At 76.1% G+C, this 19442-nt stretch carries 11 protein-coding genes; 8 read left to right on the forward strand and 3 right to left on the reverse strand.

Annotated elements, in window-relative coordinates; translation table 11 throughout:
- Positions 1-39: 39 nt before the first annotated feature.
- The gene (locus PV343_RS01195) at positions 40-1071 is read right to left on the reverse strand and encodes a lactonase family protein (RefSeq protein ID WP_319144837.1); all 1032 of its coding nucleotides are present in this window, start codon (positions 1069-1071) and stop codon (positions 40-42) included.
- A gap of 107 nt (positions 1072-1178) precedes the next feature.
- Complete coding sequence (locus PV343_RS01200) at positions 1179-2669, reverse strand: FUSC family protein (protein WP_319144838.1); 1491 nt, start codon at positions 2667-2669, stop codon at positions 1179-1181.
- 232 nt (positions 2670-2901) lie between these two features.
- Here PV343_RS01200 and PV343_RS01205 point away from each other — a divergent pair, with 232 nt between their 5' ends.
- Positions 2902-3378 carry an Lrp/AsnC family transcriptional regulator gene (locus tag PV343_RS01205; protein WP_319144839.1) on the forward strand — a complete coding sequence of 159 codons (477 nt, stop codon included), beginning with the start codon at positions 2902-2904 and terminating at the stop codon, positions 3376-3378.
- 92 nt (positions 3379-3470) lie between these two features.
- A complete protein-coding gene (locus PV343_RS01210; protein WP_319144840.1) occupies positions 3471-4973 on the forward strand; it encodes an MFS transporter in 1503 nt (500 codons plus the stop codon).
- Between the two features lie 126 nt (positions 4974-5099).
- On the opposite strand, the gene PV343_RS01215 is transcribed toward PV343_RS01210, so the two are convergent.
- Positions 5100-5906 carry a LysR family substrate-binding domain-containing protein gene (locus tag PV343_RS01215; RefSeq protein WP_319144841.1) on the reverse strand — a complete coding sequence of 269 codons (807 nt, stop codon included), beginning with the start codon at positions 5904-5906 and terminating at the stop codon, positions 5100-5102.
- 58 nt (positions 5907-5964) lie between these two features.
- Here PV343_RS01215 and PV343_RS01220 point away from each other — a divergent pair, with 58 nt between their 5' ends.
- The 6 genes from PV343_RS01220 to PV343_RS01245 all read left to right on the forward strand — a co-directional run bounded on the left by PV343_RS01220 (position 5965) and on the right by PV343_RS01245 (position 19110).
- Positions 5965-6354: a DUF5997 family protein gene (locus PV343_RS01220; RefSeq protein ID WP_319144842.1), complete on the forward strand. Its 390-nt coding sequence runs from the start codon at positions 5965-5967 to the stop codon at positions 6352-6354.
- A gap of 176 nt (positions 6355-6530) precedes the next feature.
- On the forward strand, positions 6531-7385 hold the full coding sequence (locus tag PV343_RS01225) for a DUF4132 domain-containing protein (RefSeq protein WP_319144843.1): 855 nt from the start codon (positions 6531-6533) through the stop codon (positions 7383-7385).
- On the forward strand, positions 7382-12382 hold the full coding sequence (locus PV343_RS01230) for a hypothetical protein (protein ID WP_319144844.1): 5001 nt from the start codon (positions 7382-7384) through the stop codon (positions 12380-12382). The genes PV343_RS01225 and PV343_RS01230 overlap by 4 nt, the downstream gene beginning before the upstream one ends.
- Before the next feature lie 49 nt (positions 12383-12431).
- A complete protein-coding gene (locus PV343_RS01235; protein WP_319144845.1) occupies positions 12432-13601 on the forward strand; it encodes an ATP-binding protein in 1170 nt (389 codons plus the stop codon).
- Positions 13602-13606: 5 nt separating this feature from the next.
- Positions 13607-17293, forward strand: a complete 3687-nt coding sequence (locus tag PV343_RS01240) for a DUF5682 family protein (RefSeq protein ID WP_319144846.1) — start codon at positions 13607-13609, stop codon at positions 17291-17293.
- On the forward strand, positions 17290-19110 hold the full coding sequence (locus PV343_RS01245; RefSeq protein ID WP_319144847.1) for a hypothetical protein: 1821 nt from the start codon (positions 17290-17292) through the stop codon (positions 19108-19110). The genes PV343_RS01240 and PV343_RS01245 overlap by 4 nt, the downstream gene beginning before the upstream one ends.
- Positions 19111-19442 lie beyond the last annotated feature (332 nt).

The following is a 19442-nucleotide window of genomic DNA, read 5'->3' on the forward strand; positions in this document are numbered from 1 at the left end:
GGGTGCGGGGCTCAGCCGAGGGCGACGCGCTCGACGCGCTCAGCCGAAGACGACGCAGGAGGCCGCCGCGACCTCGACGGAGCCGTCGTAGCGCGGGATCCCGGTGCGCTCCTCGACGGCGAACCAGGTCACGTCGCCGGAGCGTTCGTTGGCCGCGTAGAGGAAGCCGCCGTGCTCGGCCAGCGCGCGCGGCCAGTGCCCGCCGCACGGCACCGTGCCGGTCAGCCGGAGTCCGTCACCCTCGACCGCGAGGACGGACAGGACGTCCTCGCCGCGGGTCGCGGTCCACACGAAGCGGCCGTCGGGCGAGACCACGATGCCCGAGGGGTAGGCGTCGCCGGCGGGGGCGCCGGGCAGGACCGGGACCTCGGTCAGCGGCTTCAGGGAGCCGACGGCGGCGTCCCAGCGGCAGACCGTGACGGTCGGGGTGAGTTCGTTGACGACGTAGGCGTGCTCGCCGTCCGGGTGGAAGGCCAGGTGGCGGGGGCCTGAGCCGGGGCGCAGGGCGATCTCGCGGTGCAGGACCGGAGTGCCGCCGTCGAGGGTGCACACGCGGACCGAGTCGGTGCCGAGGTCGACGCTGACCACCCACCGGCCGGTGGGGTCCGGCTGCACCTGGTGGGCGTGCGGGCCGCGCTGGCGGCGGTCGTGCGGGCCCGAGCCGGTGTGCTGGAGCTGCCCCGAGGGCGCCGGGGCGAGAGTGCCGTCGGGGCGCACCGGTACGGCGCTGACGCTGCCGGAGCCGTAGTTGGCGGTCAGGACGTGCCCGGCGTGCAGGCTGAGGTGGGTGGGCCCGCTGCCGTCGACCGGGACGGGCGGCCCGGCGGGCTCCGGCTTGTCGCCGCCGACGCGGAAGGCGGCGACAGCGCCGTCGGCGGTCTCGCTGACCGCGTAGAGCATGCTCCCGTCGGGAGAGAGGGCCAGGTAGGAGGGGTCGGGCACGGTGCCGAGGCCCCCGGTGAGGCTCAGCGCGCCGTCCGCCGGACGGACGTCCGCGATCACCAGCCCCGGCCCGCCGGCCGCCGTGAACGAGCCGATGAACGCCCTGTGCCGCCTACCGCCTTCTGCCACCGCTGTCCCCTCTCGGTCGGACCCAGTGCCGACGGTAGCAGTCGATCACGTTCGGTCTAGACCAACACCGGTGGTGTTCCCCCAGGCTGCTCCCGCGGCCCGTTCGCTCAGGCGCCGACCAGCGGTGACCCGGACGGTGCCCGCAGCGGCTCGGCCAGCTCGGCGAGCGCGCGCTCCAGGCCGTGCAGGTGGGCGAGGGCCGGCTCGGCCGGGGCCTCCGCGGGCCGGTGGACGTGGTCGGAACCGCCCTCGGTGAGCGCCTCGACCGCGGCCTCCACCCGCCAGCAGGCGGCGGCGAGCCGGGCGTCGTGGGACGCCTCGGGATCGGCGGCGACGGCCACCAGGCCCCGGACCTCGCGGGCGCAGTCGTCGAGAAGCGCGAGGACCCGGCGGGCGCGCCGCTTGCGGCCGAGCATCGGGTTCAGCGGGTGGACCAGCGGGGCGACCGAGAGCCGTACCCGGCCGAGCAGCTGCTCCAACTCGGCCACGCGGGGCGCCGGGTCGGCCGTAGCCGAGCCCGCGAGCCGGGCGGCGGCCTCCCCGGTGCAGGCGTGCACGCAGCGCAGGGCCCGCTGGATCCAGGCGTCGGTGGTGGCGTGGGTGGTGACCGGCAGGACGAACAGCACGGCGAGCATCGCGCCGAGGGCGCCGACCGCGGTCTCGGTCAGGCGCAGGGCGAGCAGGCCGGGGCCGAGGACGCCGAGCAGACCGTAGAGCAGCTCGGCGAGCAGGGTCACCCAGAGCATCATCCAGGTGTAGGAGACGGCGGCCGTGTAGAAGATCCCGAAGACGGCGACGGCGACGAGGACCGCGGTGGGGACGGGCGCGCCGTGCACGGGCAGGGCGACGAGCAGGCCGAGGCCGATACCGATGACGGTGCCGAGGACCCGCCGGAATCCGCGTACCAGGGTCTCGCCGCGCGAGGCGGTGTTGACGAAGACCCACCAGGTGGCGCCCACGGCCCAGTACCAGCGCTGGCCGGAGACGAGCTGCCCGACGACCAGTGCGAACCCGGCTCCCGCCACCGCCTGGACCGCCTGCCGGGTGGTCACGCGGGCCAGTCCGGACCCGGCGGGCGGCGCGGGCGCGACCGGGGCGGGCAGCCGTCGCTCGTAGCACCACAGGCCGAAACGCACCGCGGCCGCGCTGAGCACGGACAGCAGGACGGCGGCGTACAGCTCGGGCAGCTGGCCCGGCGTGGCGTGCAGGAACTGCGCGACGAAGAAGGTCATGAACGCGAACACGCCGAGGCTGTGGCCACGCGGGCCCCAGCGGCGGGCGTACACGCCGGCGCCGACCACGGCCAGGAAGGCCAGGTCCCGCGCCACCGGGAGGCCGTGCAGCTCGGCGGCGGCGGCGAGCACGGGCAGGCCGACGGCGGGCAGCAGCGCGGTGGTGACCGCCTGGCCGCGCACGGTGGGGTCGGCGACGGTGAACAGGGCGAGCAGCGCGGCGAGCCCGCCGGTGACCGCTCCCGGCAGCGAGTGCCCCGCGGCCCCGCACACCACGACCGCCAGGCCGATGCCGAGCACCGCCCGCGCGGCGAAACGCAGTCGCGTCCGCCCCGGGTCCGGTGCCACGAACACCCTCTTCAGCACTGCTGTCCGCCCCCTTGTGGCCATTCCGCACGAAAAAGGCGCCGCGGGATCCGCAGCGCCATCGACGGGTCCATGAGAGCATCCCGGAGGTCACTGGCTCAAGTCAGCCCCGAATCACTGGGCCAGTGGCACAGCACGGAGGGACTTCGGCGGGCCGCCGGAATGCCAACGGACCAGGTGGGGCGGTACACGGGATCCGCGCGGGTGTGGGCCATTGGTACAGTCGGGCTTCATGAGCGTGGACGAACTCGACACCCGCATCCTGCGGCTGCTGCTGGAACAGCCGCGTACCAGCGTGCGTGAGTACGCCCGCGTCCTCGGCGTCGCGCGGGGCACGCTCCAGGCCCGCCTCGACCGCATGGAGCGGGACGGCGTGATCACGGGCACCGGACCCACGCTCTCCCCGCCCGCGCTCGGCCACCCGGTGCTGGCGTTCGTGCACATCGAGGTCACCCAGGGCCATCTGGACGACGTGGGTGACGCGCTGGCCGCGGTCCCCGAGATCGTCGAGGCGTTCTCCATCACGGGCGGCGGGGATCTGCTGGCCCGCGTGGTGGGACGGGACAACGCCCATCTGGAGGACGTGATCCAGAAGCTGATCAGCATGCCCGGGGTGGTGCGCACCCGCACCGAGGTGGCGCTGCGCGAGCGCGTGCCGTACCGGCTGCTGCCGCTGGTGGAGTCGGTCGGGCGGGCGGCCCGGGCCTGACGGCCGCAAGCCGTGCTTCGACCCCGGCCTTCGCCGTGCGCGGACGCGCTCCTCGCGTGGCGGGGGGCAAAATAGCTGCTTAGCGTGATCACATGACCACAGTCCAGGCCCGGCCCGCCCCCGACGACCGGAGGTGGAAGGCGCTCGCGGTCTGTCTCACGGCGGGCTTCATCTCGCTGCTCGACACCTCGATCGTGAACGTGGCGCTCCCCTCGATGGAGCGCGGCCTCGGCGCCTCCGAAGCCGCCCAGTCCTGGGTCGTCTCCGGGTACGCCCTGACCTTCGGGCTCGCCCTCGTCCCGGCGGGCCGGCTGGGCGACATGCACGGAAGGCGCCAGGCCTTCCTCTTCGGGCTCGCCGTGTTCACGCTGGCCTCGGCGGCGTGCGGCCTCGCGCCCGGCCCGTCCTGGCTGGTGGTGTTCCGGCTGATCCAGGGCACGGCGGCGGGCATGGTCGCGCCGCAGACCTCGGGACTCATCCAGCAGATGTTCCAGGGGGACGAGCGGGCCAAGGCCTTCGGCCTGCTGGGCAGTGTCATCGGGATCTCCACGGCGGTGGGCCCGCTGGCGGGCGGTCTGCTGATCGACGCCGTCGGGACCGACGACGGCTGGCGCTGGGTGTTCTTCGTCAACCTGCCCATCGGCGTGGCCGCCTTCGCCGCGGGCCTGCGACTGCTGCCGCGCTTCCCGGTGCGGACGGCGAAGCGGGAGACGTTCGACCTCTTCGGGGTGCTGCTGCTCGGCTCAGGGGTGCTCGCGCTGATGCTTCCCCTGGTGCAGGAGCAGCAGTGGACCGGACGGGAGAAGTGGGCGCTGTTCCCGGTGGCCGGGCTGCTGCTGGCCGCGTTCTGGGGCTGGGAGCGGCGGCAGGGGCGGCTCGGCCGGGCCCCGCTGGTCGACCTGGGTCTGTTCTCCCTGCGGTCGTTCACGCTCGGCGCCCTGATCAGCCTGACCTACTTCGCGGGCTTCACCACGGTCTTCTTCGTCTACACGCTGTTCCTGCAGAACACCGTCGGCTACAGCGCGCTGGCGGCGGGCCTCACCGTCCTGCCCTTCGCCGCCGCCTCGGCGGTCGGCGCCGCCGTTGGGGGCCGCCTGGTGGTGCGCTACGGCCGCAAGCTCGTCGTCATCGGGCTGAGCGGCGTGGCGCTGGGGCTGCTCGGGGTGATCGTGGCGGTGGAACTGGTGCCCGGGCGGGGTGTCGGCTGGGCGACGGCGCTGCCCATGCTCGTCGGAGGCATCGGCTCCGGTCTGACGGTCTCCCCGAACACGACGCTCACCCTCACCCGGGTGCCCGTCCGCCGTGCCGGAGCGGCCGGCGGGGTCCTCCAGACGGGCCAGCGCGTCGGCTCGGCGGCCGGGATCGCGGTGGTGGGCGCGGTGTACTTCGCGCACCTCACCCACCAGGGCCGCTCCACCACGGCCATTCAGCTCGGACTGCTCACCGCCGTGGGGCTCATCATGATCGCGCTGGTGCTGGCGGTCGCGGATCTGCGCGAACGGCATGTGCACCCGGAGCCGGAGCGGACCGGGGAGTGGGGGCCGTCGGGCGCGGAGGAGGACGGCGCCGGGGAGACGGTACGGTCCGGCTCCTGACGGCACGGCCGGCGTCGGCGGCGGTGCCGCGGCACGCGGGGGCCGCTCAGCGCAGGCACGGTCTGCGTGGCCCGGGTCACCACGGGCCGGGTCACCGCAGGCCGGGTCACCGCAGGCCGGGTCGGCTCACGACTTCTTGCGCGGCTTCCCCCGTTTGGCCGGACGGCCGGAGTTCGAGGCGGTGCGGCCCCGGGCGGCGCGCCCCGCGGACTTGCCGCCCGTGGACCTGCCACTGGTGGACTTCGCGCCGGCCGCCGGCTTCTGCCGGGCCTTCCCCTGCTCCCCCTGCCCGCGCTTCTGCTCGGTGTCCGGCTTGACCGCCGCACGGCCCCGGGTGCTGTTGACCGTGCGGCCGCGCACGATGCCGATGAAGTCCTCGACCAGCTCGGTGGTGGCCTCCTCCGGCCAGGACAGGGCGACGCTCGACCGGGGCGCGTCGACGACCGGCCGGTAGGTGAGGTCCTTGCGGTGGTGCAGACGGGCCAGCGACTGCGGAACGATCAGGAGGCCGACGTTCGCCGCCACCAGCTCGACGGCGTCCGCCGTCGTCGCCGGGCGTTCGAAGGCGGGCTCCCCGGGCGGGCGGTCCCACTCGAAGACGTCGTCGAGGGGGTGGAAGACCACCTCCTCGGCCAGGTCCGCCAGGGTCACCTCCTCGGCGGCCGTGATCAGGTGGTCCTTGGGGACGACGACGACCGTGGCCTCGGTGTACAGCGGGATCGCGCTGAAGAAGGCGCGGTCGACGGGCAGCCGTACGAGCCCGGCGTCGGCGTCGCCCGCCCGCAGCACGTCCGACGCCTCGGTGGAGGGGACCTGGACGAGGGTGAGCGGGATGCCGGGCAAGCGCTCGTTCCAGATCCGCACCCATTTGGCGGGCGTCGCTCCGGGGACGTACGCGAGCCGGAACGACGGAGTTTCCTGCGAGCCTGTCACCAGGCCAGGCTACCGGCCGTGGTCGGCCGCGCGGCACGCGGCCGATACCCTTGACCTCATGAGTTCGCAGCAGAGCACCCAGACGATGAAGCCCGCGACCGCGGCCAAGAAGCTGGGTGTGTACCTCCCCGCCACCCCCGCCGAGTTCCAGGAGGGTGTGGTCACGCGCGCCGAGCTGAACGAGCTGCAGGCCAATCCGCCCGAGTGGTTGCGCGAGCTGCGGCGCACCGGCCCGCACCCGCGTCCGGTGGTCGCCGCGAAGCTGGGTGTCTCCATCTCCGGCCTCACCCGCGGCGGGGTCACCGAAGCGCTCACCACCGACCAGATCGAGGCGCTCAAGGAGGAGCGGCCGGAGTGGCTGGAGAAGGAGCGCGCCACCCAGGCCGAGGTCCGCAAGGAGTCCGTGCGGATCAAGAACATGAAGAAGGAGAAGGAGAAGGACGCCTGAGTCGCCGTCCGCCTCACCTCTGGTCGCGCAACTCATCGCGGCGCCCGCGCGGTTGACGCGCCGGGCGCGCACTCTCCCGAGATCGGTTCCCCCCTCTTCCCCATGGCCGGGCGGCGTTGTCAGTGGGCTGCCCTACAGTTCCCGTCACTTGATCATTGCGGTGCGGGGAGGCACGTATGGGGTGGGTGTCGGCCGGCGACTACGAGGTCGCCCTCGACAGCGGGAAGGTGGTGTGCCGCAACGCGGCCGGACGACGGCTGAAGTCCGTGCCCGCCAAGCTCACCGACGACCCGGCGGTCGTGGGCCTGCGGCAGCTCGCCGAGTGGCTGGAGCGGCACGAGCGGCGGTGCCTGGCCGACGTGGAGCGGTGGATGGTCCGCTCGCTGCCGGTGCCGCTCTCCGTCGTCGCCCGTGTCTGGCCCGACCCGGCCTGGCAGGCGGCCCTGCGCGACCTGGTCGTCACCGGCGAGGACGGCCGGGTGGCCGGCTTCCTGCGGGACGCCGACGCCGAGCGCGGCCTCGGCCTCGTCGACCTGGACGGCGACACCGTCCGCATCGCCCCCGGCCTGGTCCGCGTCCCCCACCCGGTCCTCCTCGACGACCTGGAGGAACTGCGGGAGTTCGCCGTCGAGCTGGGCGTCGAGCAGCGTGCCGGGCAGCTCTTCCGCGAGGTCTGGCGGCGCCCCGCCGGACTCGACCCCGAGGGCACCCAGGTGGAGGAGTACGCGGGCGGCTCGTACAAGGAGCTGCGCTTCCTGCACGGCAGGGCCGCTCAGCTCGGCTACCGCGTGCGCGGCGGCCACGCCGTGTGCTCCGTCCTGGAGGACGGCCGCGGCACCGAGGCCCGCGTCTGGGTCGGCGACTACGACGGCTACGAGGAGACCGAGACCGGCCCGCTGGTGTGGACCGATCCCGCCGGACGCGCGCTGAAGCTCCGTCAGGTCGGCCCGGTCGCCTGGTCGGAGGGCATGCGCATGGCAGCGGCGCTGTACGCCGGGCGGGACATCGAGGACGAGGAGCGTGCGGCATGACGGTCGTCACCGGGTACGACGAGACCACCGCGGCCGCGCTGCTGGACGCCGGTGCGATCCTGCCCCCGGGCAGCACCGCGCGTGAGGACGCCGACGGCCTCACCGTGCGCACCTACACCCACCCCGCCCTGGAGGGCCGCCGGGTGGTGCGCCTGATCCCGGGCACCCTCGGTGAGGCGGAGGACCTGGCGCTCGAGTTCCTGGGCCTCGCCCGCGAGCCGGAGGTGCCCGAGGTCGGGCAGGTCCGCAAGGAGACGCTGGGCTTCCCGGCGTGGGCGCTGGTGAACGACCCGGGGAACGGGCACCACGCGCTCGCCCTGGTCAAGGACGTCGAACGGCTCGCCCGGCAGGCCAAGTCGCGCCCCGGCCACGCCAAGGACGGCTTCGAGGCGCTCGGCGAGCGGCTCGGCCGGGCCGTGCCGCACTTTCTGCCCACCTTCTACGAGCAGGCCGCGCGGGTCTTCCTCCAGCACGAGAACACCACGTACGCGGCGGCCTTCTTCGGCAGGGCCCGCGAGGCCGAGCGGGTGCACGCGCTCACCGTGGACGAGGAGCGGCAGCGGGCGGTGTTCCTGGAGTTCGCCTTCGCCGGGGCACTGACCGTCAAGGCCCTCAAGGAGCATGTGAAGGACCTCGCCCGGCGACTCGACCCGGCCGCCGCGTGGGCGCAGTTCCGGCAGCTCACGGTGGAGCGCTGCGCGGCCGGCATGCCGCCGTACGCCTCGCTGCCGCAGGACGCGCGCGGTCTGCTCAAGGCGGCGGGCCTGGACCGGGACACCGAGGAGTGCGCCCTGGTCGCCGACCTGATCGCCTCCCCCGCCGCGGTCCGGGCGCCCGCGTCCTTCTGGAACTCCTACCGCTCGGTCCTGCCGGTCCTGGCCGAGCGGCGGCCTGCCGTCCGCGCCCGTCTGCTGGAGATCATGCCGGCCGGTCTCGGCCGTGAGGTCGAGGACGACGAGTTCTGGCTGACCGTGCTCGACGAGTGCGGCGCCGAGCGGCTGCTGACCGACGCGGAGGCGGCCGGGGAGCACGGCGTCGACCCGGCGGACTGGCTGAGCAGCTGGGCGTCGTTCCGCAAGCACGGCGGGTCCCACTCGCGCCGCTCGCCCGCCACCCTGGCGCTCGTCGGACGGATGGCCCCGCACCTCAGGGCGGCCGGCCGGCCCGTGGACCTGTTCACCGGCCGCTGGCACGCCGGGGCCGACCTCGACCTGCTCGACCTGTGCGCGGCCGAGGGCGTCCCGCTGACGCCGCCGGGCCCGGGCGTGAACGTGCACCTGCCGCTCGCCGACTGGCTGAAGGACACCCGTACCGGCGCCCGTGACCTGGCGGCCGTCGCGGCCGAACCGCGCCTGCGGCGGCTGCTGCACCGGGCCGTGGACACGGAGTCCCAGGGACGGCTGAGCGCCGACCTGCTGAAGGTCATGGCCGGCCACCCCGTCCTCTCCGGGGTGCTGCGCGACTGGCTCGACGGCGCCGCCGACGGCTACACCAGCGCGGCCGCGCTGCCCGGCGCCGGTGCCGCCCTGGGGCGGCTGCGCCCCTTCCTGAAGGTCGCCCTCGACGTCAACCCGGAGGCCGTCGCCCGCATCGCCGGGCACCAGGTCCCGCCGCTCCTCGGCCGCACCCTGCGCGCGGGCATCATGGACGAGCTGGGCTGGCCCGCCCTGGACGACGCGCTCGCACTCCTCGACGCCGAGACCAGGAAGGGCGAGGACAACACCCTGACGATCCACGAGGCCTGGCCCGCGCTGGTCCTGGTGCGCCGGCACAAGGCGGTCGTCGTGGGTCCGGAGAAGGTGCTGCTGGAGCACGACCTGCGACTGCCCCACGAGCCGGACCGCTGGCAGCGCCCCCGGTTCCGGTACGTCGACGGCGAGCTGCTGGTGATGTGGCGGCAGGGCAGCAAGCAGTTCGGCTACTGGTCGGCCCGCCCCGCCGAGGTGTTCGAGCTCGGCGGGGAGCAGCTTCCCGGCTGGTGGTCCAGCCACGAGGCCGACACCGCCTCGATCCCGCTGCCCGGTGGCGGCCGCGCCACCGGTGGCCGCGCCCTGCACCCCGGCGACACCGTCCTGCCGCCGAGCCGCGCCGTCCTCGGCGACGGCACCACCTGCTGGCGCCAGGGCAGGCAGGGCCTGGAGACGGTGTGGCTCGAGTACGACCCGGCCACCGGCACGCACGGCCGTGCCTCGCTGCCCGCGCTGCTGCGCTCCGGCATCCGCGAGGACGCCTCCCTGCTGACCGGCAGCTGCGAGGTGCTGCCGCTGCAACCCGGCCTGGAGAACAGCCCGTTCGGCACCGACGGCCGCGTACTGGGCCGCTGGGTGCGCAGCGAGGGCGAGGGCGCCGACGCCCGCAGGGTCGCCGGGACGCCCGACGGACGCACCGTCTCCGTGCCGGCCTCGCACGACGGCCGGGCGGGCGCCGTGCCGCTCGGCGCGCTGCGGCTGCCCGGTGCCGAGCCGGTCGCGGCGCAGATCATGCGCCAGGTCGGGCTGTTCGCCGCCGACGACACCTCCGCGGGCGGCGAGCTGGGCCGCGTCACGCCGGCCGAGCGCGGCAGCGAGTACGCCGCCGGCACCCGGCTGGTGCCCCCGCTGGCCTTCTGGCACGCGCTGCGCCCCCGTGACGAGCGGGGCTCCGCGACGCTGCGCGCGGTGACCGACGAGCAGGCCGCCGACCTGCTGCTGGTCACGGCGCGGGCCCTGGCCGAACGGCAGGAGGCGCTGAACCGCGCCGGAGACGACGAGGCCGCCAAGGCCGCCGTGCCGCCGGCCGACGAGGTCGCGCTCGCCGCCGTCACCCGGGCCCTGCCCGGCTGCGCCGACGGCCGGCTGCTGGCCGGCGTCGCCTCCCTGGTCCGCGTGGCCCTGCGCGTCGTCCAGTCGGCCACCGCCTTCGCGAAGCCGCCCGCCGAGGGCTCCCGCGGGCCGGGCGCCGAGGCGCGGGAGATGTTCGCCGACTACAGCCCGCGCCACGGCGACGACCGCACCCTGCACCAGGCGCTGTCCGGGATCGTCGGCCTGCACGGCTGGTGGTACGGCGAGCGGTGGAGCGTCCTGCGCCAGATCCGGGCGGCGAACCACGTGCTGTCCGGCAGGCCCGCCGAGGGCAAGCCGCTGCCCGACCGCCCGAAGCTCGCCGACCTGGGCGACGGCTGGGTCAGCGACGAACACACCATCCCCGCCAAGGGCGTGGTCTGGCCGCCCGTGCTGGGCGTCCTGCGGGCCGTCGCCGTGCGCGCCGCCTCGCCCGCCCTGCCCGACGACCGGCGCGAACCGCTGCTCCTGCTCTGCGAGGCGATCGCGGAAGGACCGCTCACCGCGGCGGACGGGACCCTGCGCGAGATCGTGCTGAGCGAGCCGCACGACGAACAGCCGCGCACCGGCCAGGTGCTGCGCCGGGGCGGCCGTACGGTGATCGTCCTCGGTTCCGAGAGCGTCGACGGGCAGCACAACCGGGTGAACTGGCTGGCCCTCGACCACGATCCGACCGGCGCGTTCGGCGCGGTCGCCCACTTCACGACGCGGAGCGAACGCCGGTACGTCCCGGGGATCTCCGCCGAGGACCTCGCCGGCCTCGCCCGGCTGGTCCGGGACAAGGGCGCCGCACCCTGGCGGGCCGAGGCGCCCGAGGCCCTGGTGGCCGCCACCGGCGGCGGTCTGGGCCCGCAGCAGGCCACCGTGCTGCTGGCCGGGCTGCCGCAGTCGCCCGACGCCGAGGCCCTGGCGCTGCTCGGACTCAAGGCCCGGCAGGCCGAGTCGGCCCGGGTGCGGGTGACCGCCCTGGAGACCGGCGACCTCACGGCCCTGATGGGCGCCCTGCTGCCGGCCGACCCCGCCGCCTTGTGGACCACCGGACCGGACACCGCGGCCGCGGGCCGGGAATGGGCGCGGCGGCTCGGCTCGCTGGTCCGCGTGCCCGAGGAGGTCGGCGCCGATCTCGCGGGCATGGGCGCCAGGTACTCCGAGGACGTGCTCAACCCGTCGCTCACCCCGTGGCTGGCCCGGAGCACCGTGCTGCGGCCCGGCCACGACGGCGGCCTCGTCTGGGCGGACCCGGAGGCGGTGCCCGGGCGGCACGACCTCACGACCGCCGTGACCTCCCTGGCCGCGCTCGCCTACGTGCTGCCCTACGGCCATCCGCTGCGCGCCCGGCTGCCCGAGGCGCTCACCGCGCTGCGCGGCCGGGCCGGCGACCCGGAGCTGCTGCTCGACCTGGACGTCGAGTGGACGGAGAAGGGCGGCTCGACGGCCGTCGAACTGCGCAAGGCCTACGGTCTCCCGGAGACCGGGGGCGCCGACGCGCACGGCTTCACCCGGCTCGGCGAGGCGGTCGTCCTGCGGCCCTGGTACCGCGACACCGAGACGGTCCTGATCCGCCCGGCCGCGCTCACCGGCCCCGACGACTCCGTCTTCGGGCTGCTCGAAGGGCTGCTCGGGCCGGGGCGCGGCCAGGGCCTGAGCATGCTGCGCGCGGTCCTGGGCGACGAACTCGCCCGCACCGTGCGGGCGGGCGCCGACGCCGATGCTCCGTCCGGCTACGCGCAGGACCCCGCCGTGAGCGTGCCCGGCCTCGTCACCGAGGTCGCGGCGGCGCACGGCCTGGGCGAGGACGCGGCCGCGCTGTACCTCCAGCTGCTGGCGCTGCCCGACCCGACGGACCGCAACCGGGCGCGCTGGACCGGCTGGAAGCCCGCACGGGCGAAGAAGGCGCGGACGGAGCTGGCCGCGTCCGGATTGGTCGTGGAGGCCAAGCGGCCGCGCGCGGGGCGGAGTCTGTTCCTGCCCTGCGGCTGGCTGGACCTGAAGTCCCCGGCGCTGCCGGTGGAGACGTGGAAGGAGGGGCTGTACCCGGTGGCCGACCACCGGACCACCCTGCCCCTGCTGCCCGTGCCGGAACTGTTCGCGCACGCCTGGGACCGCGTCCGCGCCGGCGACGCCCCGGCCTACGAGGAGCTGACCACGCGGGCGACGCGCCGGGGGCGGCGCCGATGACCCCCGCTCCCCCGACCACCGTTCGCACCCGCTCGAAGGGCATCCGCCGATGACCACCGTCCTCGTTCCCGACGCTACCCGCCAGATCGTCCCGCCCGAGGAGCGGTACGCGACCGAACTCGCCTTCCTCGCCGCGTACGACAGCGGCCCGCGGCCGCCCGCCTGGCGGCTCACGCCCCGCGCCGTCGTCACCTTCGTGATGGGCAGCGGCGGCCGGGCACTGCGGCTGCCCGACGACGCCGAGGTGCCGGACGGGGTGCCGCGGCGGCTCGAGGTGGCGGCCAAGTTCGTCGGCGACCGGGCCCTGGTGGAGCGGTGTGTCGTCACGCTCGCCGGTGAACGTGGCCTGCTGCTCGTCGGAGAGCCGGGCACCGCCAAGTCCATGCTCTCGGAGCTGCTGTCGGCCGCGGTGTGCGGGACCAGCGCACTGGTGGTGCAAGGCACGGCCGGTACGACGGAGGACCAGCTCAAGTACGGCTGGAACTACGCACTGCTGCTCGCGCAGGGGCCCAGCAAGCAGGCGCTGGTGCCCTCGCCGGTGCTCACCGCGATGTCCCGGGGCGCCGTCGCCCGCGTCGAGGAGGTCACCCGCTGCCTGCCCGAGGTGCAGGACGCCCTGGTGTCCCTGCTGTCGGAGCGGCGTATCGCCGTCCCCGAACTGGCGGGCACCGAGGACGGGCTGGCGCACGCGGCGCCCGGGTTCACCCTCATCGCCACCGCCAACCTGCGGGACCGTGGCGTCTCGGAGATGTCCGCCGCGCTCAAGCGCCGCTTCAACTTCGAGACCGTGGGCCCCATCGGGGACCTCGACGCCGAGACCGCGCTGGTGCGCGGGCAGGCCCGGACGTCGGTGGAACGGGCCGGGGCGCCCTTCCGGGTCGACGACACCGTGCTGGAGGCCCTGGTCACCGCGTTCCGGGACCTGCGCGAGGGCCGGTCGGCGGAGGGCTGGGAGGTGGAGCGGCCGTCCACGGTGATGAGCACCGCGGAGGCCGTGTCCGTCGCGGGCGCGCTGGGCCTGGCCGCCGCGTACTTCCCGGGCGACCGCGATGTCCTGGAACTGCTTCCGGGCCATCTCCTCGGTGTCGTGCGCAAGGACGACCCGGCCGACGCGGCCCGGCTGCGCGGCTACTGGGACGGTCCCGTCCGGCGCCGCGCCGAGCAGGGCTCCGCCACCTGGCGGACGCTGTGGGACCTGCGCACGGTCCTGGAGGGCTGACGGCCGTGGCCCCCGTTTCCCCCGAGGCCGCCGTCGCGGCCCTCACCGACCCGGCGGCGCCGTACCTCATCGGTGTACGGCACCACGCGCCGTCCCTGGCCGCGGCCGTCCCGGCCCTGCTGGACGCGGCGAAGCCCGACGTCCTGCTCGTCGAGCTGCCCGCTGAGCTGCAGGACTGGCTGCCGTGGCTCGCGCACGAGGAGACCCGTGCGCCGGTCGCCCTCGCCGCCGCGCCCGCCGACGGGGCCGGCGGCCCGGCGTTCTACCCGTTCGCGGACTTCTCACCGGAGCTGGTGGCGGTCCGCTGGGCGGCCCGCCACGACGTGCCGGTCGTCGCCTGCGACCTGCCGCTGGCGGACCGGGCGTGGGCCGGCGGGATGGCTGGACGTGGGGAGCCGGCCGACCAAGGGGAAGCGCCGGGCCACGGGGATGCGTGGGGCCGCGTGGGTGCGCCGCGCCACAGGGATGCGCACGGCCACGGGAATGCCACAGACCACGTGGACGCGCCCGGCCAGGGGGATGCGACGGACCACCCCGCGCCCGCCGAGCACGCGGCCCGCGCGCCGGAGGATCTCGCCGGCGGGCTGACCTCCGCGCTGCGTGCGCGGCTGAGCGGCCGTCCCGGCGACGACCTCTGGGACCGGCTGGTCGAGGCGACCGCGCCGGGTTCCCCGCCGGAGGCCCTGCGCCGGGCCGCGCTGCTCACCGGGTGGGCGCTGCGCCGGGACGCGGCGGACTCGGGCGGCGTCCCGGAGCTGGATCTGCGGCGGGAGCGGTGGATGCGGTCGTGCCTGGCCGCGGCCACCGCGAACGGGCAGCGGGCCGCCGTGGTGGTCGGTGCGTTCCACGCGCCGGCGCTGCTCGCCCCGGCGGACGGCGAGACACCGGCCCATGGCGAGACACCTGCGGGCGGCACGGGGTCCGGCCCCGGCCGGAACACGCAGGCCTGGACGACCTCGCTCATCCCCTACACCTACGCCCTGCTCGACGAGCGCTCCGGTTACCCGGCGGGCATCCGCGACCCCGAGTGGCAGCACCGGGTGCTCGAGGCCGCCGGTGACCCGGTCGCGCTGGAGGACGCGCTGACCGGTGCGGCCGTCCGGGTGTGTGCCGAACTGCGCGGCCTCGGGCACCCCTCCGGGCCCGCGGACGCGCGGGAGATCGCCCGGCTCGCCGGTGATCTGGCCCGGCTGCGCGGGCTGCCCGCGGCGGGCCGGGGCGAACTGGTCGAGGCCGTGCAGACCGTGCTCGCGCAGGGTGAGCCGTACGGGCGGGGACGGGCCGTCGCACGGGCGATGGAGAGGGTGCTCGTCGGCACCCGGGCCGGCCGTCCGGCGCCGTCGGCGCCCCGCAGCGGGCTCGCCCCCGCGGTCGAGGCGGAGCTGGCCGCGCTGGGCCTGCCCGGCCCGGCGGACTCCGGCACCGTGGCCGCGCGTGACCTGCGCCTCGACCCGCTCCGCTCCGACCTGGACCGCCGCCGCGAACTCCTGCTGCGCCGCCTCACGGTGTGCGCGGTGCCCTACGCGGAGCCCAAGGAGGTCGTCGGCGCCGGCGGCGCCGAGGCGCTGACGTCCCGCTGGGAGGTGCGCTGGACGCCCGCCACGGCGGCGATGCTCACCGCGGCGGGCGTACGGGGCGTCACCTCCGCACAGGCCGCCGAGGGCCGGTTGCGGGAGCGGCGGCGCGCCGAGCGGGACGAGGGCGGGCCCACGGCGGCGCAGGTGCTGCGCGGCCTGGAACAGGCGGCGGAGTGCGGCCTGCCGGTCCTGACGGACGAGCGGCTGGAGGAGGCGGCGGACGTGCTGCCGGGCTCCGGCACCCTGCCCGAACTGCTCGCCGGACTCGCCCTGTCGGACCGGTTGCGGGCCGGTCATGTGCCGGGTCTGCCGTCCGACGCGGGCCGTGACGCACGGGCGGCGGCCGTGGCCGACCTGCTGACCACCGTCGCGGTGCGCCAGGTCGAGGGCCTCACCGGCTCCGAGGCCCCCGCGGACGCCCACGCCCTGCTCGAACTCGCCCACCGGGCCGACGCGCTGGGCGGCATCCGGCTCACCGACGCGCTCGCCCGGCTGGCCGACGGCGGTTCCCCGCTGATGCGCGGCGCGGCCGGAGCCGTACGCGTGCTGCTCGGGCACGAGGACGCGCGCGGTTTCGGTGACCGGGTGGCTTCCTGGGTGGACGGCGCCGGCGATGCCGCCTCCCGGTCGGCGCTCACCGCGCGGCTCACGGGAGTGCTGACCGCCGCCGGGCAGTTGCTGGAGTCGGCGGCCCCCGCGCTCGAACCGTTGCTCGGCCGGGTGTCCGAGCTGTCCGACCAGGACTTCCTGGACCGGCTGCCCGCTCTGCGGGGCGGATTCGACACCCTGAGCCCCGCCGCCCGCGACCGGCTCCTGTCCACCGTCGAGGAACGCCTGGACGAGCGCCTGCCGGCCGACACCGGCGACGTCGACCCCGTCGCACTGGCCACCTGGACCCGAGCCGACCTCGCGGCCCGGGATGCCCTCGCCTCCTGGGGGCTGCTGCCGGCGCCCGGGCGGCCGGGTGCCGCGTCACCCGACGTGGCCGGCCCGGCCGGCGACCCCGGTCACCGGCTCGCCGCGGCCGACCGCTGGCGTCTCGTGCTCGGCCGCCGCACCGAGCAACTGTCCGCCTCGGCACGCCCGTTGGCGACCGCGCTGGACGAGCTGTACGGCGCCGGGCGCGGCGAGGGCAGCCGGGGCGACCTCACCGGTGGGGGCCGTGGCGGCCGGGAGGCGCCGTATCCCGGGGTGCGCGAGTGGTCGGAGGAACTGGCGGTCCTCTTCGGGCCGGGCGTCCGCGAGGAGGTGCTGGCGGCGGCCGCCGCCACCGGTCGGCCGGACGTCTTCACGGAGCTGGACCCGGACTCCGTACGGCCTTCCGTCGACCTGCTCCGTTCGGTGCTGCGGCACGCGGGCGGGCTGCCGGAGGCCCGGCTGGCCACGCTGCGCCCGCTGGTCCGGCGCCTGGTGGACGGGCTGACCCGCGAGCTGGCCACCCGGCTGCGCCCGGCGCTGCACGGCACCGCGCTGCCGCGCCCGAGCCGCCGGCCGGGCGGCGGGCTCGACCTGCCCCGCACCCTGCGGGCCAACCTGGCGACCGCCCGCCGCGCCCCGGACGGCACGGTCCGGGTCATTCCCGAGCGCCCCGTCTTCCGCGCCCGGGCCCGCAAGGCCGCCGACTGGCGGCTGATCCTGGTCACCGACGTCTCCGGGTCCATGGAGGCGTCCACGATCTGGTCGGCGATCACTGCCGCGGTGCTGGCCGGGGTGCCCACCCTGTCGACGCACTTCCTGGCGTTCTCCACCGAGGTCGTCGACCTGACCGACCACGTCGAGGACCCGCTGTCGCTGCTGCTCGAGGTCAGCGTCGGCGGCGGCACCCACATCGCCGCCGGTCTGCGGCACGCACGGGAACTGGTCACGGTGCCCTCGCGGACGCTCGTCGTGGTCGTCAGCGACTTCGAGGAGGGCTATCCCGTCGGCGGGCTGCTCGCCGAGGTCCGCGCCCTGGCCGGCGCAGGCTGCCGGCTCCTCGGATGCGCGAGCCTGGACGACTCCGGGCGTCCCAGGTACTCGACGGGGGTGGCGGCGCAACTGGTCGCCGCGGGCATGCCGGTGGCGGCCCTCAGCCCACTCGAACTCGCCCGCTGGGTAGGGGAGAAGATCGCATGAGCAGCCCGAGCCAGGACCTGCCGAGCGGGGTTCTGCCCCCGGTCGACCCGTCCGTGACCGCCGAACTGGTCGCGGCCCTCTCGCCCCGGCTGCGCAAGCGGCTCGACGCGGGCATCGCCAAGTTGGCGGACCGCCCGGCCGTCCGCGACGGTGACACGGTGCGCATCGCCGTCGACGACACCATCGACGTCGAACTGCACGCGCCCGGCGGCAAGGTGAGCAGCGCGGACGCCGTCCGCTGCGGCTGCCTGCTGGCCCCGGACTGCCTGCACCGCGCCGCGGCCGCTTCGGCGGCACCGGTCGCGGACCTGGACTCCGACGCGGATCCGGCTCCTGAAACGGACCGCGGCTTTGACGCCGACGCGGCTGTGGACGCGGACCGCGACTCCGGCGCCGACACGACTCCGGGCACCGATTCGGCCACGGGCGCGACCTCCGCCGCGCGTGCGACCGCCGAGCAGTGCGCCGCCGCCCGCGCCGTGCAGGCCGCCGCGGCCGCCGTCCTCGAAGCCGGTACGGACGGTTCCGGCGCCGTGCTCCAGGCGGAGCTGCTGCGCGCCGCGCACACCGCCCGGCTCGCGGGACTCCCCAGGTCCGCGGCGACGGCCGTCTCCGTGGTCACCGCCCTCCGCGCGGCCCGTTCCGCCGACCCCGCGTACCGCCTCGCCGATCTCGTCGCCGCGCTGCGCGACGTCCTCTCGGCGGCCCACCGCGTCCCGCGCGCCGTGGGCGCCGAGCTGGCCGAACTGCGCGGCACCGTACGGCAGCCGTACCGTCCGGACGGCTCCCTGCGGCTGTACGGCCTCTTCTCCGAGCCGGTGCTGACGGCGAGCGGCTACGCGGGCGCGGTCACCTGGACCGCCGACGCCAAGGGCCGTCTGTTCCAGGTGCCGGACGTGGCACCCGGCGGGGCGGGGCGCGCGACGGGCGCGGCCGACCGGGCCGTGCGCGTGGGCGACACCGCGCTGACGCACCGTGAACTGTCGCGTGCGGGCCTGGCGGTGTCGGGGGCGACGGTGTCCCCGACGGGCCGGCTCGGCGCGGGCGCGGGGGTACGGGCGGTCCGCGCGCCCGGTGCCGACTGGCGTGAGGAAACCCTGGACCGGCTGTGGGCGCCGCCGCCCGCCGAGCAGGTGGCACGTGCCCTGACAGGCGGTCATGACCTGCTCTTCCTCGAGGTGACCCTCGGGGGCACGGTCCGGGAGGCCGCGGGCGACTGCCTGCTCGCCGACTGCGAGGGCGTACCGCTGCGGCTGGTCGCCGCCCACGACCATCCGGCGCTCCCCCACCGCGACAACCTCCGCCTGCTGGCCGCCGCCCGGGGCAGCCGGCTCCGGATCGTGGCCCGGCTGGTCCCGGCTCCGTACCCCCGGGCGCTGCTGCTGGCGGCCGAGCACCCCAGCGTGCCCGGCACCCGTGTCGACATCGGCCTCGACCGGCTCCAGCACGCCGACCTGCCGGCCGTGCCCGTCACGTCGGCCGCCCCGGTCACCGTTCCCACGGCCGCGGAGGCACCGGTGCACCTGCTGCGCCGGCGGGTGCACCAGGCGGTGTCGGGCGGCCGGCTGGTGCTGTCCCCCGGGAACACCGGGGCCGACCAGCGGCGGCTGGGCCGGCACGGTCTGGCGACGGCGGGTGACCTCCTGGGCGAACTCCACGCGGCCGCGGCGGAGCGGGCCCGCGACGTGTTCGGCCGGCTGCTGCCGGCCGACCCCGGCCGGTTCGCGCGGGCCTGGCTCGCCGCGGCCCGCTACACCGACGAACTGGACCGCGCGCTGTGCGCCGCGGCTTGGCGGCCGGGGACGGCGAGCGGGTGAGGGCAGGCGTACAACTCCTCCGCAGGTGATGCGGGGAGCCGTCGGGGGGCGCGCCCGGTGGAGTGCTTCCACCGGGCCACCGGGCCGCTCCGCGGGAGTTGACCATGAGCCGTCTCAGGACGTCGGTCAGCGGTTACGCTGACCGTTCACAACGGTGGGGGCCGTTGCGGTCCGGGTACCGGGGGAGGCAGCGATGGAGCCCGACGCACTCGCTGGGCGGGGCTACCTCATGGGCCGTGGCGAGCGGATCCGGCGGCACTTACGGAAGTACCTGCAACGCGCCGTCGTGGGCGCGATCAGCGGCGTGGCCGTCCTGGCCGGTTTCCTCTCGG

The organism is Streptomyces sp. WI03-4A, from assembly GCF_033792105.1.
GTDB lineage: Bacteria > Actinomycetota > Actinomycetes > Streptomycetales > Streptomycetaceae > Streptomyces > Streptomyces collinus_A.

Excerpts from the sequence above, each read along its gene's own strand:
- PV343_RS01220 (WP_319144842.1), top strand. The coding sequence starts at position 5,965 with ATGAGTTCGCAGCAGAGCACCCAGACGATGAAGCCCGCGACCGCGGCC.
- PV343_RS01230 (WP_319144844.1), top strand. The coding sequence starts at position 7,382 with ATGACGGTCGTCACCGGGTACGACGAGACCACCGCGGCCGCGCTGCTG.
- PV343_RS01245 (WP_319144847.1), top strand. The coding sequence starts at position 17,290 with ATGAGCAGCCCGAGCCAGGACCTGCCGAGCGGGGTTCTGCCCCCGGTC.
- PV343_RS01205 (WP_319144839.1), top strand. The coding sequence starts at position 2,902 with ATGAGCGTGGACGAACTCGACACCCGCATCCTGCGGCTGCTGCTGGAA.
- PV343_RS01210 (WP_319144840.1), top strand. The coding sequence starts at position 3,471 with ATGACCACAGTCCAGGCCCGGCCCGCCCCCGACGACCGGAGGTGGAAG.
- PV343_RS01225 (WP_319144843.1), top strand. The coding sequence starts at position 6,531 with ATGGGGTGGGTGTCGGCCGGCGACTACGAGGTCGCCCTCGACAGCGGG.
- PV343_RS01235 (WP_319144845.1), top strand. The coding sequence starts at position 12,432 with ATGACCACCGTCCTCGTTCCCGACGCTACCCGCCAGATCGTCCCGCCC.